We start from the raw sequence: 18,665 nt of genomic DNA on the forward strand, positions 1-18,665 counted from the left end.
CGCACCGATAGAATGCCGCATCCCCGATCAACGCCAAATGGTGCGAGGCCGCCATGGATGGCGGTCATGCAGATCACGCATGGAGCAGTTATCTGCCACGGCGCACCCTACGGAGAATTGTGAGCAATGCAGTTTAGCCTGGAAGGCCGTATCGTCGGAGTTTCGCTGCTGACGGTGTTGGTTGCCACCTCCACTCCATTTATCTTGTTGCAACTGGGGCTGGAACCAGAACTCGCCTGGAGCGGCGGCCTGCTGTTGGCAGTGCCTGTGGTACTGGCCCTGTTGCGCCCGCTCACCGCCTCCCTCAACCGTGCAATCGCCGCCCTGGAAAGCGGTCTTCTCAATTTCCGCGATGGCGACTTTTCCATCTCGCTGGCGATACAGCGCCGCGACGAAATGGGCCGTGTTTCGCAGCTCTACAATGAAGTGGTGGAGATACTGCGGCGCGAGCGCGCCCATATCTACCAGCGCGAACTGCTGCTGGATACGGTGATACAGAGTTCTCCCCAGGCTCTGTTGTTGCTCGACCAGAGCGAGCGCATCATCTACAGCAATACCAGCGCCCGCCACCTGCTGAACAACGGCAAACCGATACAGGGAATGCATCTCGAGCAGATACTGCCATACTGCCCGCCGGAACTGGCGGGTGCCATTGAGCGGCGCGAGGACGGCCTTTTCAGTTACAGCGGTGACGAGGGCGCCGTTACCCAGCATGTTGGCAACAGTTATTTCGTCCTCAATGCCCACCGCCACCGGCTGGTGGTGATTCGCGAGATGACCCGCGAGCTGACCCGCGCGGAAGTGCAGGTGTGGAAAAAAGTCATTCGCCTGATCAGCCACGAACTGAACAACTCCCTCGCGCCGATTTCCTCCATGGCCCATAGCGGCAAAATGCTGGCACAACAACCGGCCAAGTCGGGAGCCCTGGAAAAAGTCTTCGACACCATCGCCGAACGCTGCCAGCACCTGACCGAGTTCACACAGGGCTACGCCCGTTTCGCCAAACTGCCGGCACCGAGTTGCGAAAAGGTGCAGTGGCGGCAACTGATCGATCAGCTGTCACCGCTGCAACAGTTCACCCTAGAGGGCGAACTGCCCGCGCGCCCGGGTTATTTCGATCCGGTGCAGATAGAACAGGCGCTGTTGAATCTGTTCAAGAACGCGGGCGAAGCCGGCAGCGACAACACGGAACTGCGAATCATCGCCGACCGTCAGGGCCAGCAACTGGTAGTACGCGACCGCGGCTGCGGTATGAGCGAGAAAGTACTGCAGCAGGCACTGCTGCCGTTCTATTCAACCAAGGCCGGAGGCATGGGACTGGGGCTGGCGCTGTGTCGGGAAATAGTCGACGCCCACGGCGGCAATATCCAGATGCACAACCGCGAGGGCGGCGGCCTGCAGATCCGGCTGTGGCTACCGTGGCCCGACAAACAGGCCTGAGGGCATCTACTCCCCCGACACAGCGTCGATCAGTAGTCCCGCTGTACGGCCCGCCCGCCGCGCCGCGTCCAGATCCCCCTGTACATGGGCCTTGACAGTGGCGCCCTCTTTCAGCAACAGCAGTGTTTCACAGATCGCCTGCGCCCGCCGGGGCGATAGTCCGAGTGCATCCACCTGTGGCCGCACCAGTGCCGCAACCCTGCCCTTGTGTGCCGCACACGCCCTGTGTATCGGGTGCTGCCGATCGCTGTACTCGGCGCTGGCGTTAATAAAAAAACAGCCGTTAAAGGGGCTGAGTTTTTCGACCCGCCCATTGAACCAGTCGTCCAGCGCCCGGAACAGCTCGGCAACACCGCGCGAGCCGGCGGGCACACGGGCGAGCCGTTCGCCGAACCATTCCAGGTATATTTCATCGCGATGTTCCAGCGCCGCCATTACCAGCGCCTCCTTGCTCTCAAAATGGTGGTAGAGGGTTTTTTTTGCCACCCCGGACTCCTCCAGCACCCGGTTGATTCCCACAGCGTGGATACCGTGCCGATAGAACAGTGAGAGGGCGGTGCACACCAGATGCTCCCGTTTATCCATAGCCTTGGTTCCGTTATCGCGACAGTCGCCAGCTTGACAGCGGGATACCGACTTGTCTACCTTGGTAGACAAACTGGTCTACCTGGAGACAACAAACGTGTACAAACTGTTTCGCTTCCCCCGCCCTCTAGCGGCTGCACTCAGCGCCGGCATCGGCGCCGCTCTCTGTATCGCCACACTCAGTGGCCTGGATTCGATGGATAGGACGGGAATATGGCTGATGGCTCCCTTCGGGGCGACCATGGTGATCCTGTTCTGCCTGCCGGAGAGCCCCCTGGCACAGCCGCGCAATATCGTGCTGGGGCACTGCCTCACTGCCCTGGTAGGGGTCCTGTCGGCGTGGCTGTTCGGCGTCCACGCCTGGTCCCTGGGCTTGGCAGTCGGGCTCGCCGTTGCCCTGATGCAGGTGACCGGCACCACGCACCCGCCGGCAGGTGCCAACCCGATTCTGCTGATGCTCGGCGGGCAGGACTGGGGCTTCCTGCTGACACCGGTCGCCGCAGGCACAGTACTGATCGTGCTATTCGGCACCCTCTACCATCGCGCGCTGGGGCAGAAATACCCCTCTCGATGGCTGTAACCGGGCAGTCGCCCTCCCGGGGCACACCGGATCTCGCGGTGACCAACGAGGTCAAGCTGATCGAAATACTGTGGCCGGAGAGATACTCGGCTTCAACGAGGGGCTGGTGGTCTGGTATGCGGATACCGGTTACGACAACAACTGGGTCGGCGAGCATCCTGGCAACGCCTTTATCGGCGTTGTCGACGCGGACCAGCACACCAACACCTGGAACGACCAGAGCGGGCCATTACCCCCTGTGGGCTCAAGGTTCGCGCTGTGCAGAGTGACGACAAGTCTGTCGGCAAGGTCCTGCTCTACCGGTAATCCCGGCTCCCCAACCTCAAAAAGCGGCACACACGCAGTGTGTCGCTCCCTTTTCAAAAAAACCGAACACAATCGATTCGCAATTTCATCTGCGTCGATCTCTTGTGCCGTGAGCTAACCTGATAGGCGCATCCTGTTTCATGGAGGTGAACGACCGTGGACCGATACAACCGCAATATCTCGCGGCGCAGGTTTCTCAAATTGGGCGGCAGTGCCGCGGTGCTGGTGCCGCTGGCACTGATCGCGACCGATCGCGCCGCGGCCCAGGGCAAGGCAAGCAAAGAGGCCGTGCAGTACCAGGACTCGCCGAAGAACGGCGACAAATGTGTCGACTGCCAGTTTTTCACAGAGCCCGATGCCTGCCAGGTGGTGGAGGGAAAAATCAGCCCGGAGGGCTGGTGCAGTCTGTATGTGAAAAAAGCTTCCTGACCCCGTAATGCCGGTCAGTCGCAGGGGGCGCCGTGCGCACCAGCTGTGGCCTGACACTTCGCTCCACTCACTGGGTGCGCACGGCGCGCCCTACGTATATCACGCCGACTCGCGATGCTCCCCGCGAAGCTTGTTCACATCCGCCCGCGGCGGCGCGCCGAACATACGGCTGTACTCGCGGCTGAAATGGGACGGGCTCTCGTAACCCACGCGGTAGCTGGCCGAGGCGGCTTCCAGTCCTTCGCTCAACATCAGGCGCCGCGCCTCGTGCAGGCGCAGCTTCTTCTGGAACTGCAGCGGCGACATGCGGGTCACCTGCTTGAAGCTGTGGTAAAGGGACGACTCGCTCATGTTGGCCAGGCCCGCCAGATCGCCGACGCGCAGCGGCTCGGTAAAGCGGTTCTTGAGTACCGCGATCACCCGTGAGATACGGTTGGCCTGACTGTCTGCCAGTGCAAATTTTCGCATCCGCGGCCCCATCTCGCCCATCAGCGCACGGTAGAGTATTTCCCGGCGTATCAGCGGTGTCAGTATCGGCGCGTCGGCGGGTCTGTCCAGCAGTTCCACCAGGCGTGTTATCGCGTCCAGCATGTCCAGATCCATCTTCGCCTGACAGAGACCACAGGAAATCTCGGGACAGGGCATGTCCGGATCAAATGTCGGTGCCCGATCGCCCATTTCGATAACCAGGTCGGTGACTTCCTGCGGGTCCACCGACAACTTGATTGCCAGGTAGGGTTCCCTGCCCGAAGCGCCGATAACCTGGCCCAGCACGGGCAGGTGTACAGACGAGGCCAGGTAGCTCAGCGGCTCATAGACGATCTTTTTGTCCCCCAGCCGCAGTGTTTTGCTGCCCTGCACAATAAACCCCAGCGAGGGCTCGTAGACACTGGATACGCAGCTGCTGGTGGAATTGGCGCGTGCGAATCCCAGGCCGGGCAATCGGGATTCTCGCATGCCTTCATCGGGCATCGACCGCAGCACCAGTTGAGCCAGCCGCCGACGCTCCATTTCCAGGGCCGCAGCTTGCTCTCTCTCCAAACTCTCGTTCACAACCTCTCCTCCCCCGGTTTCCCGGATCCGTGGAACGGATTTCACAACACCGCCGGGCAGGTGCACAGCAATGATGTCTTCACTTCTGGAAGGGCCAGTATACGGAGTTTCAGGCAAGTGTCTTAGACTTTTGCAGAATTGGGCAATAAGCGTGCAGCAATATGCAATACTGACAAATGCTGCCAAACCGCCGTATACCGGGGCCCTCACCAACCAACCGGTTTCCGCCCGACCACCGCCACACCTGCATCCGTCGGTGGACTGAGTATTTTCAGCCAACCACCGTCCACAGAAATAGGCAATCAGGGCAGATCCGGCAATAGTACCGGTGCACAGGCTACAACCTCAACCAATATTGAGGTCAAGGGGCCCGCGGGAGCTTCATCCCCGGTAACGGGCTGAGGGGAACAACCGGACATAGAGGCGGGTGACAATCGACAGCGGAATACAGGTTAGGATGACCAGGATCCCCAGCAGCGCCCGCATGGAGTCACTGCCCTCCTCGTTCCTCTCGTCCTTGTCCGAGAGATAGGCGTTGTAACAGTGACAGGGTCCGTCGATGGGCAGGAAGGTGAAATCGATGACCCGCTCCATGGTCCGCCAGTAGGGACGGAGGGGCGTCTCTTCCACATGGGAGAAGTAACCGGTGCGCGCGGAGATAGTGGCGTCGGGGTTGCCCCCGGCGATTGCGTTGCCCAGCTGGTCGATGGCTACCAGTACGCCGCCTATCCAGCTCACAGTCTGTCTCTCCCGTGGCCCGCAGCCGTTGTCGAGCAGGGAGCATGCTTTCGGGTCAATGTGGCAGATTCATTTGCCAGGAGACGCCAAAGCGATCGTTCAGCCAGCCGAAGCGGCGGCTGAAGCCGTAATCGTCCAGCGGCATCAGCACGGCGCCGCCTTCAGCCAGTTGCCCGAACAGCTGCTCCAGCTCCCCTTCCGATTCGCAGTCGACAAAGATCGAGATAGAGGGAGTAAAACCGAAATCGTGCTTTGCCGGGCTGTCGATACAGAGAAACTCCTGGCCGGCCAGTGAAAATCGCGCCTGTTTGACAGAACCTTCCTCTCCCGGCTCGCCGGGGCCATACTTTTCCACTTCCAGAATTTCCGCGCCCGGGAATACCGACGTGTAGAGATCCATCGCCGCCTCCGCATCGCCGTCAAACATCAGGTGTGTTCTGGTTTTCATTGTCGATCCTCCTCGATCGCGAACGTCGGTTTCGATCCTCTCACACAGCACTTCCCGTACACCCGGTTTTCCTGTGGCAGGATATCGTACCTCATTACGCACTCAATCGGGGAAGCGGCATGATAACCGCAGGCCACCACCGGCTCGATGAGCGGCAATGCCTGCGGCGTTTTGCCATCAACCTTTTGCGCTGGCGGCCGAACGGCAGCGCAGGTTGGGGAAGTAGACTCCGCACTCATCCCCGCCGGGACAGTCCGAATCGACCACCTTCGGTTCCGCTCCCAGCGGGCAGATCTCGGCGCGGCTGTCGCTGCACCAGTTGCCGGTATCCAGTTGGTAGCAGGCTGCGTAGTCCATGGGACACTCGGCGAGAGCCATGAATTCTGTATCGCCGGCCAGGCAGTGGCGTGGGAAAGCCTGCAGGTCGGCCAGCGGCACGCTGCGCTGGGTGTGGAGCGGGGGCGTACCGCGCAGGTCACCCCAGAAACCGTCCAGGCCGGCGCAACCGCCTAGCAGGCCGGCGAGTGTGAGGATGAGTGCAAGTTTACCTTTCATAGTCGATGCAGCGTTTGCCTCCGGAAACCTTGAAACAGCGCGCCGACTCCGGGCAGATGGAACCCGGTGCCAGCTCTTCGGCGTCGCCCGGGCAGGAGCCGGAAGCGGAGCGGCGGGTTGCCGGAGCCGTGGTCCGCTGTTCGCGGTATTCCGCCTTGGGTGTCGGTGGGTTGTAGGGATAGACCACGTCACTGCGCGGGTCGGTTGTGCCGCAACCGCCGAGCAGAATTGTTGCAGCCAGTGTGGAAAGAAAGAATACGGACATTTTCATGACTGTTGACTCCTCATTGCCCTCTCCTCCAACCCTTCTCCCAAAGGGAGAGGGGCGTTGTTTTTTCGCCGGATCCCACTATCAGTAAACCCGCATTACCGGGAAAAACCAGCAGGCGGCTCCCGTTTTTGTCATTTCCCAATCCCCCGAACAATGGTGATTGCTCGATGGTGGCAGCGGGGCGCTGGTTCGATAGTGACTGGCTTCGACAAAGTCGGCGCTGTTACTGACGTCGTCAGCAGCGAAGAAGAAAGGGTCGTCTTTGTCGCTTCTTTCAACAGGTAGAAAGACGCAACCTTGCAATACCAACAACAACAGTGCCGGCAGTGCGAATATCCCTGTGCGCTTCATTTCCGAATACCTCTCGATTTCAGAGTTGCGCGTCTACTCGGTACTTTTTCAGTGTAGTTGGCGGGGGATTTGACTTGTCGGTAGCGGGAAATTTATGCGCGAAATTCGACGGGAGGTTCGGGGCTCGGTCAGTGGTCAGTGGTCAGTGGTCAGTGGTCAGTGCAGAGTGAACCCACTCACACTGACCACCAACCACCGACCATTGCGCGCGCAGCGCGCTACAGCAGCAGGCGACGCACGTCGCCGAGGACGCTGACCATGTAGGTCAGGAAGCGGCCGGCATCACTACCGTTCACAGCGCGGTGGTCGTAGGACAGCGCCAGCGGCAGCATCTTGCGCGGCACGAACTGGGAGCCGTCCCAGACCGGTTGTATCGACAGTTTGGAAACGCCGAGGATACCCACTTCCGGCGCGTTGACGATGGGCGTAAAGCCGGTACCGCCAATGGCGCCGAGGCTGGAAATGGTGAAGCAGGCGCCCTGCATATCCTTCGGCTTCAGCTTGCCATCGCGGGCCAGCGCCGCCATTTCCGACGCTTCTTCCGCCAATTCGTAGAGCCCCTTCCTGTCCACATCGCGGATCACCGGCACCATCAGGCCTTTCGGTGTATCCACCGCCATGCCGATATGCACATAGTCCTTGCGCACGATGTGCTCGCCGTCGTTGTGCAGCGACACATTGAAGCTGGGCTCGGCGCGCAGTGCGGCGGCGGCGGCCTTGAGCAGGAAAGGCACCGGTGTGAGTTTCACTCCGCGCTTTTCCGCCTCCGCCTTCATGGACTTGCGGAAATCCTCCAGCTCGGAGATGTCCGCATCGTCGAACTGGGTGACGTGGGGCACGGTCAGCCAGTTGCGCGCCATATTGGCGGCGGTGAGCTTGTGGATCTTGCTCATCGGCTCGGTTTCCACCGGGCCGAACTGGCTGAAGTCGATCTCCGGCATGGGCGCGACGCCCGCGCCGACACCCACGGCGCCGCTCTCGGACTTCTTCACCTGCTCCTTGATATAGGCATGCAGGTCGTCCTTGGTGACACGGTTGCGCGGGCCGGTGGGCTTGACCTTGTTCAGAGTCACACCCAGTTCGCGGGCCAGCTTGCGCACCGCCGGGCCGGCGTAGACCTCGGCGGACACGGTCAGGTCGCGTTCCAGGTAGCGGTCCTTCTGCGGCGCGGCCGGCGGCTCCGATGCCTGCGGCTCCGGTTCTGCTTTCCGCTCCGGCTCGGCGGCGGGCTTCTCCTCTTTCTTTGTCTCGGCTTTTTCCGCCGGCGCTGCCGCGCCGCCGGAAACCACTTTCATCACCCCCAGGTCGTCGCCGGAGGAGACCTTGTCGCCTTCCTTCACCGCAATGGAAACCACGGTGCCGGCGAAGGGTGCCGGCACGTCCATGGAGGCTTTGTCGCCCTCGACCACGATCAGGGCATCGCCTTCATCCACTTCGTCGCCGGCCTGGGCGCTGACCTCGATCACATCGACAGCATCGGCGCCGCCGAGATCCGGCACCTTGACGGTTTCCTCTTGCTCTTCACCCTGAGCAGCCGGCGCTTCGGAAGACTCGCCCTCGGACTTTTCCTCCGATTCTTCCTCGGCTTTTCCTTCCGATGCTTCTTCCTTTGAGGCCTCTTCCTTTTCCCCGGATTCGGGGGCTTCTTCCTCCCCGCCGCCGGCATCGGTTTCGATCTCGCCGATCACGTCGCCCTCGGAGACCTGGTCGCCCTCGGAGACACTGATCTTGACGATTTTGCCAGCGTAGGGGGAGGGCACGTCCATAGAGGCCTTGTCGCCCTCGACCACAATCAGGGCGTCCTCCTCTGCGATGGTATCGCCCTCTGCCACGCTGATTTCGATTACGTCTACCTGATCGGCACCGCCGAGATCAGGCACTTTGATGACTTGTTTTGCCATATTGCTTGCCTTCCTTTTCCGGTGCCTTAGACCAGACGCGGATTTGCTTTTTCCGGGTCGACGTTGAGCTTCTTGATCGCGTCAGTCACTTCTTTCGCTTCGATCACGCCCTGTTCCGCCAGGCTGTTCAGCGCGGCGATGGCGATGTAGTTGCGGTCCACTTCAAAGAAGCGGCGCAGTTGCTCGCGACTGTCGCTGCGGCCAAAGCCGTCGGTACCCAGTGTGGTCAGGTCGCCGTCGATAAATTCGCGCAGCGGCTCGACGTAGGCGCGGATGTAGTCGGTGGAGGCGATCACCGGGGACTCGTTGCCCTCGAACTGCTCGGTGATCCAGGCCTTGCGCGGTTTCTTATCCGGGTGCAGCATGTTCCAGCGCGCCACATCCTGCCCCTCGCGCGCCGCCTCGGTGGCGGAGGTGAGGTTCCAGACATCGGAGGTCACGCCGAATTCGTCGGCCAGGAGCTCCGAAGCCGCCAGCACTTCGCTGAGGATGGAAGCGGCACCGATCAGCTGCACATGCTTCTTGGCCGCCTTGCCCTTGGCACTCTTCCTGGCGTTGGACTTCAGCTTGTAGATACCGCGAATGATGCCCTCTTCCGCGCCCTGCGGCATCTCCGGTTGCAGGAAGTTTTCGTTCTCGATGGTGATGTAATAGAAAACATTCTGCTGCTCTTCGTACATCTCCACCAGGCCGCGCTGGATGATCACCGCCAGCTCGTAGCCGTAGGCCGGATCGTAGCTCTTGCAGTTGGGGATGGTGGAAGACAACACATGGCTGTGACCATCCTGGTGCTGCAGGCCCTCGCCGTTCAGGGTGGTGCGGCCGGCGGTGGCGCCGATCAGGAAGCCGCGCGCCTGCATGTCGCCGGCGGCCCAGGCCAGGTCGCCGATTCGCTGGAAGCCGAACATCGAGTAGTAGATGTAGAAGGGCACCATGGGTACGCCGTGGTTGCTGTAGGCGGTGGCCAGCGCAATCCAGGCGGACATGGCGCCGGCCTCGTTGATGCCCTCTTCCAGCACCTGGCCCTTCTTGTCTTCCTTGTAATACATGATCTGGCCGTGATCCACCGGCGTATATTTCTGCCCCTGGGAGGAGTAGATACCCATCTGGCGGAACAGCCCTTCCATACCGAAGGTTCGCGCTTCGTCGGGAACGATGGGTGCCACGTTCTGGCCCATGTTCTTGTCCTTGACCAGCGCCGCGATGGCACGCACGAAAGCCATGGTGTTGGAGATCTCGCGATCGCCGGAGCCCTTGGTCAGGGCCTTGAAAATGTCCAGCCCGGGTACCTTCAGTTTCGGGCACTCGGTGCGGCGTTCCGGCACCGGGCCACCCAGGGCCTTGCGGCGCTCGGCCATGTATTTCATTTCCGGGCTGTCCGGCGCCGGGCGGTAGTACGGAACCTCCTCCAGCGCCTTGTCGGTCAGCGGAATACCGAAGCGGTCGCGGAAGCGCTGCAGCGCTTCCAGGTCCATTTTCTTGACATTGTGGGTATCCATGGCCGCCTCGCCGGCGGCACCCAGGCCGTAACCCTTGACTGTCTGCGCGAGGATCACGGTGGGCTGGCCTTTGTGCGCCATGGCCGCGGCGTAGGCGGCGTAGACCTTGTAAGGGTCGTGGCCACCGCGGTTCAGCTTCATGATTTCGTCGTCGGAGAGATCCTTGACCATCTCCTCGAGCTCCGGGTACTTACCGAAGAAGTGCTCGCGGGTATAGGCGCCGCCGTTGGCCTTGAAATTCTGCATCTCGCCATCGACGGTTTCGTCCATGACTTTCTGCAACAGACCTTTCTCGTCCTTCTCCAGCAGCGGATCCCACAGGCGGCCCCAGAGGACCTTGATCACATTCCAGCCGGCGCCGCGGAAAACGCCTTCCAGTTCCTGGATGATCTTGCCGTTGCCGCGCACCGGGCCATCCAGGCGCTGCAGGTTGCAGTTGACCACGAACACCAGGTTCTCGAGGTTTTCGCGGCCAGCCATGGAGATGGCACCGAGGGATTCCGGCTCGTCGCACTCGCCGTCGCCCAGGAAGGCCCAGACCTTGCGATCGCCGCGGGGCGACAGGCCGCGCGCGGACATATAGCGCATGATGTGCGCCTGGTAGATGGCCTGGATGGGCCCCAGGCCCATGGAAACGGTGGGGAACTGCCAGTAATTGGGCATCAGCCAGGGGTGCGGGTAGGAGGACAGGCCGTTGCCGTTCACCTCGCGGCGGAAGTTGTCCAGTTGCTCCTCGTCGAAGCGCCCCTCGAGATAGGAGCGGGCGTAGATGCCCGGCGAGCTGTGGCCCTGGAAGAAGACCAGATCGCCCAGCTCTTTGCCCTCATTGCCGCGGAAGAAATAGTTGAAGCCGACGTCATAGAGGGTGGCGGCGGAGGAGAAGCTGGCGATATGGCCGCCCAGGTTGTCCGCGCTCTGGTTGGCGCGCACCACCATCGCCAGCGCGTTCCAGCGGATCAGCGAGCGAATGCGGCGCTCCATGAACAGGTCGCCCGGCATGCGCTTCTCCGCATTCGGCGGAATGGTATTGCGATAGGGGGTGGTGATGGCCGCCGGCAGCTTCACGCCTATGTCGGTGGCGCGGTCGGACAGCTGTTTCAGCAGAAACGCGGCGCGCTCCTTGCCACTGAAGCGAATTACCGCCTGCAGCGCGTCCAGCCACTCCTGCGTTTCCTGGATATCGGTTTCGTCTTGCATCAAACAATGCTCCTCGGCGAATTGTGCGACGTCGAGTCGGTAGCGTCTTCTTTTTCAGATCGGTTTTTGGCAATCGGGCAAAGTACAGCGCAGGCAGAAAATTGCTTCCTTTTTCTCTGCGTTTCCGCCAAATCGCCGCCCTCGTTGGCGGAAATGCAGAGTGGGCGGACGCTCACTTCTGCGCAGGCGAAACAGGAAGGGAGCCGGCACCTGTCTGCTGCCGTGCTTCTATGATTCTGTCGTGTGCGGGATCCGCCCCGGATCCCCAGGCGGGGGCGATTGTAGTATTACTACAAGAGTTTTTCCAGATAGGACAATTAGTAACAAATAAAACCAATATACAAAACAGATATTTGCCCATTTGCCGTTTGGGCGGAAGATATTGCGGGCAAAGGCGGAAATTAAATTACAAAATCGAGTCTCAATCGCGCCCGCCGGTCACAGCTGTACCGGGGGCCCGCCGGGAAGATATTCAGCGTAGACCAGGTAGCGCAGCGGGCCACCGGGATCGACCGCACCGAAAGGGTAACAGGTGACCAGCAGCAGGCCGGGTTCGGCGAATACCGGCAGTCGCTCGCGTTCGCTGTTGACCACCCGGGTTTCCATAACGCGGTAATGGTGCCAGCGCCCGCGGCCATCCTGCAGCCGTATCGGCGCCCCCGGCTGCAGCTGGTCCAGGCCGGTAAAGTGGGTGTCCCGGTGCGCGGCGATCGCGGTGGTGCGCGCTTCACCCGGCTCGCCGGACGCCGGCAGCATGCCGGGACCGAACGCCAGCGCCTGGCCGCTGCCGCCGGCCAGCACCATCAGTGGTTCGCGATCCGCCAGCTGCAGCTTTGCCACCGGGCGGGTGTCCGCCCAGGGCCAGGGCTCAACCGACTCCCCGCTCGATAACTTCTCTTCCCAGGCCGCGGCAATCAGGTACTGGGCCAGTTCCGCCTTCGCCAGCAGCCAGGCGGCGCCACCCAACTGCCAGAGACCGGCCAGCAGGCAAGCCGCAAACAGTGTCCCGCGCAGCATCAGTGACCCCTCACCAGACCGCGCTCCAGGGGCCGGCGCGCGCGGCGCGGGTCCGGCACCACCCTGCGCAGCAGTTCGCGCAGGCGCCGCAGCAACCTGCCCTTCAACAACCTGCCACGGCACAGCAGGCCCGCCAGGCCGAGCAATCCCGCGGCAGTCAGCAGTTGCGCGTAAAGGCCGGCGGCGGTGGGCGGATAGGCCTGGGTCTGCAGCACCTGCCCGCGGGCCACCGCGTTGGGCACCGGGCTTTTGGAGACACCTTCGCCCCGCGGTCGCACTACTTCCTCCTCCACGGCGACAAAACTGGTGTAAGGGCTCGCCAACTGGTGATCCAGCGCCAGCTGCAGTATCTGCTGCCGCAGTTCCCGGCCGGCCTCGCTGTGTTCACCGACTTCCAGTTGCCGGTCGCGCAGGGATTCGATCCTGGCGCGCGCCCAGACACTGCCGATACCGCGACCGCTACCATCGCCGCTCTCTTTCAGTAACAGGCTGCGACGGAACTGCCTGCCGGCCAGGCGGCCGCGCAGTGCCACCTCCCCCTTCAGGGAGCCGCCATCGATACGCGCCACCAATTGCACCGGTTCGCCGCGGTAGAGATCGGGGAGACGCTTGGGATAGGCGTCCACTTTCAACCCCCGCGGCCAGGTCAGTTGCAGATCCGTCACCAGCGGATTCTCCAGCTTGGCGAACAGCGCCTGCATCTGTTCCTGCACCTCCCCGAGGTCGCCGATGGTGATGGAGGCCCCGCGGCCGAACTGTGCCGCCTTGCGCATAAAATGGCCGTTGGGTGCCGAACCGATACCCACGGTAAAGAGCCGCGCCTGTTGCAGTTGCCCGTGGATCAGTTCGAACAGGGCCCGCTCATTGCCGACGGCGCCGTCGGTGATAAACACCACCTGGCGCACCAGACTGTTGTCGCCGGGCAATTGCTGGCTCAGAGCCAGGCGCAGCGCCGGTGCCATCTCGGTTCCGCCACTGGCCCGCAGTCCCTCGACCCGATCGCGGGCGTGCTGTATGTGCTGCTTTTCCGCCGCCACCGGGCGCGGGAAAAAGGCGCGGGTATCGCTGTTGAACTCGATCACATTGAAGCGATCCCCCGGCTGCAGACGCGACAGGGCGAGCAGCAGGCTCTCCTTGGCCTGGCGGATGGAGTTGCCGCCCATGGAGCCGGAAGTGTCGATCACATAGACCACCTCCCGCGGCAGGCGCCGCACATTCCTGCCCGCATCCGGCGGCAACAGCAACAACTGCAGGTAAGTACTCGCCTCGTCCCCATCACCTGCCTGCGGAGACTTCTGGGTAAAAAGCGCCGCGCGTGGCATGGCGGACGTACGCGGACGCCATTGCAGGGCGAAGTCCCGATCCATCACCGCACTGCCATGTTTCAGGCGCACGGCATAGCGCCCGTCCGACCGTTTATCAAAATCGATAGCGTGGTAGGGACTGGAGATATCCGCCAGCGGCAGGCCGCCATCCAGCTCGACGTCGATCGAAATCCTGTGACTGCCGCCGGCGCTCCGTTCGGCAGCCGGCTGCATAAAACGGCCGGGAGCAGCCCCGGGCAGCTTTGCGCTGCCCCCAAGGGTGGACTCCACGGGTGGAATCCACATGAAAGGGGTAATTTTGTGCGCATCCGGCACTCGATCTGTGGGCAGCGCCCAGCCGCTGCTGTCGGCGGCCAGTTCCGTTTGCGCATCGGGGATGACCTCGCCGGGAATATAGCGCGGCGTCAGCGTCGTGGGCAGGCGCAGGCTGAAGGTGCCGCCGTCGTAGCGGACCGGTTGCAGATAGCGGACCTGCACCTGCACCGTTTCACCGGGAGCGATATTCGCCACCTTGTTGGTAAACAGGTTGGGCCGCTGCTGTTCCAGCAGCGCCGCGCGCTTGCCCGCCTTGCGCGCAGCCTTGTAGATCTGCTGCGCCTTCTCGCGCTCGCGCACTTTGCCGACGATACGCCGCTCGCCCACGCGGATTTCCAGTCCGGCGACGGCGGCATTCTCCGGCAACGGCAGTGCGTAGACCGCCTCCCGCCACTGGTCGCTGCGATTGGCGAATTCCTGCTTTAACGTCACCTCCGCCACCAGGCCGCGCACCGACACCTGCGCTTTGCTGGCGAGATGCACGGCGGGCAGATACCGCCCTTCTCCACCGCCCGCAAACAGCAGGTCGCCGGCCTCCACATCGTTGAGGGTGACTCCGCCGCTACCGGCCGCGGCGCCCTCTTCCGCCCGCGCGCCCACAGCGGCCAGCACCACCGCCAGCACCGTAACAACAAACAGCAACCAGCGTCCGCGCCGACTGCCGCGGTAGCGGCGTCGATAGTATTCCTCGGTCGGCAGCACCAGCAGATCGCGCGGAACCCGCTGGCCGGAAAATAGTGCCCTGTTCACTGGCTTCCCCCCATGTTCGTTTCGTTGTGGAGGTCATTAAACAGAGGCAATACGGCGAAAGCGGGGAGGAATCCGGGTGCTGGAATGGGGAATTGTGGCGAATTATGGCGGGAGGCAGGTAGGCCGTAGGGTGAACCATCCGCACTACACTCAGCTACAGGATATTGACCGAACGGCAAACAAGTGATACGAAGAAAACATGCTGCCTGTAATGAAAGGAAAGTCTATAAGATTCGGCTAATATCAGCCATGTGGTCAAGGAGGATTCATGTTAGCGACGCATCTGGATGCGGAGCTCCGGTATAGTGCATACAGAACAGAAGTTTTCAAACAGGTTAAGGAGTTCCTGACCTATCCTGACTCCCATCACATACGCTTGTCAGATATCGATCACAAAGCCTTAACCCAGGCTCGCCTATGGCACGATATCCCGGAGAGGTCGGTGAACTTCGATTGGGAGCATGACTGTCGACTTTACCGCAAGCTATACCCAAAACGATTTGAGCTGGCTATCTGGCACCAGAACAGACTCGAATCCCTTGCGCTTGGTCGGCCCTCATACAGTGGAACGAGAGTACGCCTGGAGCTTGTCGAAAGGCTGGCGAGAAACAGCCAGCTGAAGGGAAGAGCCTTCGTAATAACCGAACTCTCGTTGATGGCATATGCTGCTTTACTCGGGGCAGAGGAAATCAGGATTATGGAGCCCATCAACGAAAGCGTAAAAAACTACTACATATCCCGAGGCTACCGGTACGTGCCATCTACAGGTGCCACACACTTTCCAGACTACTGTGTAAAGAAGTTATGAAAGTCAAGAAATCCCATCAAGAGCGTCTTAAAAAAATGAAAAAGACTCTCGAAGAAAATCAACATATCCTTGACTCCGAATTTCCGGACAACGTTACGCACGTAGGGTCTCCTGATCTTACGAAGAAGGAGGATAAGGACATCGACGAAGATTTTGAGGATAAATCAGATGAGGAATAGAGAGGAAGCGAGAAGCTTGGAAGATGCCAGAAACAGAGTCAAGGAGATCCTGCAATCCGAAAAGAAACCACTCCCGCCCACTGATGTAAAACCAAAGCGCAATATTCCTGCAACAACGCAGAAATAGCCTGACCAAAAAACCGGCGCTTGGCCGGCTTTTTATCAGAGACAGGAATTCGATCAATCGATCAGGCCGTAACCGTCGCGCAGGACCTCGATCAGCTCCGCCCTGGGATTGTCGGAGAGTTCGAGCTTTTTCCCGATGATCTTTTCCGCAATCCCCACATAGGTGGCGGAGACATCCATCAGCATGGATTCCGGCAGTTCGTTGTCGCGGGCCAACGCCCGGCGCTCGTCCATGCGCTCCTTGTCGAGCAGGATATCCGGGTCCGGGAAGTGGTTGAGCAAGGCCTGGCGGAAGCCCTCTTTGGAGTTTTCCACCACCCTGCCGTTGCGGTACTGCTGGCCGTCCCAGATGCGGGAGGAGTCGGGGGTGCCCACTTCGTCCATGTAGATCAGTTTTTCGCTGCCGTCGGCGTCGATGACATAGCCGAATTCGAACTTGGTATCGACGAAGATCTGGTCGATCTGTTCCAGCTCGGCGGAGATTGCGGCGAAGCCCTCTTTCAGCAGCTTCTCGTAGAGATCGATATCGTCGGCGTTGCGGAAATTGAACGCCTCGGCATTGTCTTCAATGTTCTTGCGGGTAATGTTGACGTCGTCCGCTTCCGGCACACCCGGAAGGCCCTTCAGGACACCCTTGGTGGACGGGGTGATCAGCAGCTCCGGCAGCTTCTGGTCTTTCTGCAGGCCGTCGGGAATCTGAATACCGCAGAACTCGCGCTCGCCCCGGGCGTAGGCGCGCCACATGGAACCGGTGATATACCGGCGGGCGATGGCCTCGATCATCACCGGGCGGGCCTTCTGCACGATCCACACCAGCGGGTGCGGGATATCCAGGATATGGCTGTCGGCCAGGCCCTTGTCCCTGAATAGCTGGAACCAGTGGTTGGAGATGGCGTTCAGCGCCGCGCCCTTGCCGGGCACACCACGCATACCGCCCTCGCCGGTCCAGATACAGTCGAAGGCGGAGATACGGTCGGAAATCACCATCACCGCCAGCGACGCGTCGGGCGCCACCGGGTAGCCCTTTTCCTCGATCAGGCGCCGGCTGTCGGCTTCGGTCAGCCAGTAGACCGAGCGGACCTTGCCGCTGTGGACGGGTTTATCGGTGCGGATCGGCAGATCGTCGTTGACTGCCAGTACTTTGCCAGCATGGCTCATGGATCATTCCTAATTGGATTCAGTTCTTATCGATGGCGAACAAATCGGGGGCGGGAAGTTGGCAGGCTCCCACAGGGGCAACTCTTCACTCGGCGGCCTCTTCTGTCTCCTCCGCCTCCCTGGCCTGCCATTCGGCCTGATGCTCGACGGTGGGCCAGGCGTTCATGATCGCCTTCAACAGGGTCGCCAGCGGAATGGCGAAGAACACCCCCCAGAATCCCCAGATACCGCCGAAGAAGAGTACCGCCAGGATGATGGCCACCGGGTGCAGGTTGACCGCCTCGGAGAACAGCAGCGGTACCAGCACATTGCCGTCCAGAAGCTGGATGATGCCGTAGGCCAGTATCAGGTAGAAGAACTCACTGCTCCAGCCCCACTGGAACAGGCCGATGGCGGCCACCGGGATGGTTACCACGGCGGCGCCGATATAGGGAATCAGCACACTGAGCCCCACTGCCACTGCCAGCAGCAGCGCGTAGTTGACGCCCAGCGCCAGGAAGGCGGCGTAGCTGATCAGTGCCACTATGCCGATCTCGATCACCTTGCCGCGCACATAGTTGGCCACCTGATCGTTCATCTCGTGCCAGATCTGGCGCAGCATGGGTCGGCGATGTGGCAGGAAGGAGGTGCACCAGCCGATCAGCCGCTCGGAATCCTTGAGGAAGAAAAATACCAGCAGCGGCACCACCACGGCGTAGATCAACACAGCGGCGAGAACCGGCAGGTTGGCCAGGGAGAAGGTCAGCAGTGTCTGGGTCACATTGCCCAATTCGCTGCCAATGGTGTTGAAGATTCCGTCGATCTGCTCGGCGGAGACCAGCCGCGGATAGCGCTCGGGCAACAGCAGTAGCAACTCCTGCCCCCGCTCGATCATGTTTGGCAGTTCCGCGAACAGGCGCACCAGTTGGCGCCAGATGATCGGCAGCACCACCAGGAAAAGCGCGACGACCGTCCCCACCAGCACCACGCAGGATAAACTCACCGCCAGCCAGTGGGGGGCACCCCAGGATTGCAGCCGCTGCACCATGCCCTGCAACAGGAAGGCGATGATCAACGCCGCCAGCACCGGCGCCAGTACCTGCCCCAGGGTGGCCAGCACCACCAGGGCCGCCAGCAGCAACAGGACCAGCAATACCACCTCTTCCTGGCTGAAATAGCGGTTAACCCAGTGTTTGACGATGGTCAGCATAAATTCGGCGTTCTCTTTCTATTGCCCGGCCCGCAGCCAGTAGTAAAAACAATCCCCGCGGCGCTCCGCGCGCAGCAGGACACGGCCGCTCAGCTCGGCAAAACTGTGAAAATCGCGCCAGGATCCCTCGTCCGTGGCCAGCACGCACAGCAGCGTGCCGGCAGGATAGTCCCGCAGTGCGCGACGCATGGCCAGCAGCGGCTGAGGGCACCGCAGGCCGCGGGCATCCACGGTGGTGGCGGCGTCCCGATCGGCAGAGCCTTCAGCGGACAAATTGTCATCGGCGGGAGGTCCGGTCATCGGCTGCGCGGTCACTGTCTTTCGATGGGCGCATTATAACGCGTATAAGACGCGGGAATCCGGGTCAATCCACCTCCCGCGCAATTTCTTTCAACGGCGATGGTGACGACAACTCTTAGAACCTTTTACCACCCCTCTGGTCAAA

General features: G+C 61.3%; 20 protein-coding genes. 6 read left to right on the top strand and 14 right to left on the bottom strand.

The window, feature by feature from the left end; translation table 11 throughout:
• Window positions 1–126: 126 nt before the first annotated feature.
• On the top strand, window positions 127–1,440 hold the full coding sequence (locus OQE62_RS00505) for a sensor histidine kinase (protein WP_265720021.1): 1,314 nt from the start codon (window positions 127–129) through the stop codon (window positions 1,438–1,440).
• A gap of 6 nt (window positions 1,441–1,446) precedes the next feature.
• Here the strand turns inward: OQE62_RS00505 and OQE62_RS00510 are convergent, their stop codons facing one another.
• Window positions 1,447–2,025 carry a TetR/AcrR family transcriptional regulator gene (locus OQE62_RS00510; protein ID WP_265720022.1) on the bottom strand — a complete coding sequence of 193 codons (579 nt, stop codon included), beginning with the start codon at window positions 2,023–2,025 and terminating at the stop codon, window positions 1,447–1,449.
• A gap of 52 nt (window positions 2,026–2,077) precedes the next feature.
• Here OQE62_RS00510 and OQE62_RS00515 point away from each other — a divergent pair, with 52 nt between their 5' ends.
• The 3 genes from OQE62_RS00515 (at window position 2,078) to OQE62_RS00525 (ending at window position 3,340) form a co-directional block, all read left to right on the top strand.
• The gene (locus tag OQE62_RS00515) at window positions 2,078–2,605 is read left to right on the top strand and encodes an HPP family protein (RefSeq protein ID WP_265720023.1); all 528 of its coding nucleotides are present in this window, start codon (window positions 2,078–2,080) and stop codon (window positions 2,603–2,605) included.
• Between the two features lie 70 nt (window positions 2,606–2,675).
• Window positions 2,676–3,029 carry an immune inhibitor A gene (locus tag OQE62_RS19430; RefSeq protein WP_322746552.1) on the top strand — a complete coding sequence of 118 codons (354 nt, stop codon included), beginning with the start codon at window positions 2,676–2,678 and terminating at the stop codon, window positions 3,027–3,029.
• 38 nt (window positions 3,030–3,067) lie between these two features.
• Window positions 3,068–3,340 carry a high-potential iron-sulfur protein gene (locus tag OQE62_RS00525; protein WP_265720024.1) on the top strand — a complete coding sequence of 91 codons (273 nt, stop codon included), beginning with the start codon at window positions 3,068–3,070 and terminating at the stop codon, window positions 3,338–3,340.
• A gap of 99 nt (window positions 3,341–3,439) precedes the next feature.
• Here OQE62_RS00525 and OQE62_RS00530 read toward each other — a convergent pair whose 3' ends face one another.
• From OQE62_RS00530 to OQE62_RS00575, 10 genes are all read right to left on the bottom strand, one after another.
• Window positions 3,440–4,393 carry an AraC family transcriptional regulator gene (locus tag OQE62_RS00530; protein ID WP_265720025.1) on the bottom strand — a complete coding sequence of 318 codons (954 nt, stop codon included), beginning with the start codon at window positions 4,391–4,393 and terminating at the stop codon, window positions 3,440–3,442.
• Window positions 4,394–4,774: 381 nt separating this feature from the next.
• Window positions 4,775–5,131 carry a hypothetical protein gene (locus OQE62_RS00535; protein ID WP_265720026.1) on the bottom strand — a complete coding sequence of 119 codons (357 nt, stop codon included), beginning with the start codon at window positions 5,129–5,131 and terminating at the stop codon, window positions 4,775–4,777.
• A gap of 55 nt (window positions 5,132–5,186) precedes the next feature.
• Window positions 5,187–5,579 (bottom strand): VOC family protein, encoded by a 393-nt coding sequence (locus OQE62_RS00540; RefSeq protein WP_265720027.1) that lies wholly within the window; start codon window positions 5,577–5,579, stop codon window positions 5,187–5,189.
• A gap of 177 nt (window positions 5,580–5,756) precedes the next feature.
• On the bottom strand, window positions 5,757–6,134 hold the full coding sequence (locus OQE62_RS00545; RefSeq protein WP_265720028.1) for a hypothetical protein: 378 nt from the start codon (window positions 6,132–6,134) through the stop codon (window positions 5,757–5,759).
• Window positions 6,124–6,405, bottom strand: a complete 282-nt coding sequence (locus OQE62_RS00550) for a hypothetical protein (protein ID WP_265720029.1) — start codon at window positions 6,403–6,405, stop codon at window positions 6,124–6,126. The genes OQE62_RS00545 and OQE62_RS00550 overlap by 11 nt, the downstream gene beginning before the upstream one ends.
• An 81-nt stretch (window positions 6,406–6,486) precedes the next feature.
• Window positions 6,487–6,756 (bottom strand): hypothetical protein, encoded by a 270-nt coding sequence (locus OQE62_RS00555; RefSeq protein ID WP_265720030.1) that lies wholly within the window; start codon window positions 6,754–6,756, stop codon window positions 6,487–6,489.
• Window positions 6,757–6,974: 218 nt separating this feature from the next.
• A complete protein-coding gene (aceF, locus tag OQE62_RS00560) occupies window positions 6,975–8,657 on the bottom strand; it encodes a dihydrolipoyllysine-residue acetyltransferase (protein WP_265720031.1) in 1,683 nt (560 codons plus the stop codon).
• Between the two features lie 26 nt (window positions 8,658–8,683).
• Window positions 8,684–11,353, bottom strand: coding sequence for a pyruvate dehydrogenase (acetyl-transferring), homodimeric type (gene aceE / locus OQE62_RS00565; RefSeq protein ID WP_265720032.1), 2,670 nt, complete (start codon window positions 11,351–11,353; stop codon window positions 8,684–8,686).
• A gap of 438 nt (window positions 11,354–11,791) precedes the next feature.
• Window positions 11,792–12,370, bottom strand: a complete 579-nt coding sequence (locus tag OQE62_RS00570) for a class GN sortase (protein ID WP_265720033.1) — start codon at window positions 12,368–12,370, stop codon at window positions 11,792–11,794.
• A complete protein-coding gene (locus OQE62_RS00575; RefSeq protein WP_265720034.1) occupies window positions 12,370–14,760 on the bottom strand; it encodes a VIT domain-containing protein in 2,391 nt (796 codons plus the stop codon). Before OQE62_RS00575 ends, OQE62_RS00570 begins: the two co-directional genes overlap by 1 nt.
• 268 nt (window positions 14,761–15,028) lie before the next feature.
• Between OQE62_RS00575 and OQE62_RS00580 the strand changes: the two genes are divergently transcribed.
• Both OQE62_RS00580 and OQE62_RS00585 read left to right on the top strand, forming a co-directional pair.
• Window positions 15,029–15,568 carry a hypothetical protein gene (locus OQE62_RS00580; protein WP_265720035.1) on the top strand — a complete coding sequence of 180 codons (540 nt, stop codon included), beginning with the start codon at window positions 15,029–15,031 and terminating at the stop codon, window positions 15,566–15,568.
• Window positions 15,565–15,747 (top strand): hypothetical protein, encoded by a 183-nt coding sequence (locus OQE62_RS00585; protein ID WP_265720036.1) that lies wholly within the window; start codon window positions 15,565–15,567, stop codon window positions 15,745–15,747. Before OQE62_RS00580 ends, OQE62_RS00585 begins: the two co-directional genes overlap by 4 nt.
• 180 nt (window positions 15,748–15,927) lie before the next feature.
• Here the strand turns inward: OQE62_RS00585 and OQE62_RS00590 are convergent, their stop codons facing one another.
• The 3 genes from OQE62_RS00590 to OQE62_RS00600 form a co-directional block, all read right to left on the bottom strand.
• Window positions 15,928–17,031 (bottom strand): phosphoribosylaminoimidazolesuccinocarboxamide synthase, encoded by a 1,104-nt coding sequence (locus tag OQE62_RS00590; RefSeq protein ID WP_265720037.1) that lies wholly within the window; start codon window positions 17,029–17,031, stop codon window positions 15,928–15,930.
• Between the two features lie 85 nt (window positions 17,032–17,116).
• Window positions 17,117–18,220 carry an AI-2E family transporter gene (locus tag OQE62_RS00595; RefSeq protein ID WP_265720038.1) on the bottom strand — a complete coding sequence of 368 codons (1,104 nt, stop codon included), beginning with the start codon at window positions 18,218–18,220 and terminating at the stop codon, window positions 17,117–17,119.
• 18 nt (window positions 18,221–18,238) lie between these two features.
• Complete coding sequence (locus OQE62_RS00600; RefSeq protein ID WP_265720039.1) at window positions 18,239–18,520, bottom strand: sulfurtransferase TusA family protein; 282 nt, start codon at window positions 18,518–18,520, stop codon at window positions 18,239–18,241.
• Between the last annotated feature and the right edge of the window lie 145 nt (window positions 18,521–18,665).

The organism is Microbulbifer halophilus (assembly GCF_026183675.1).
Classification (GTDB): domain Bacteria; phylum Pseudomonadota; class Gammaproteobacteria; order Pseudomonadales; family Cellvibrionaceae; genus Microbulbifer; species Microbulbifer halophilus.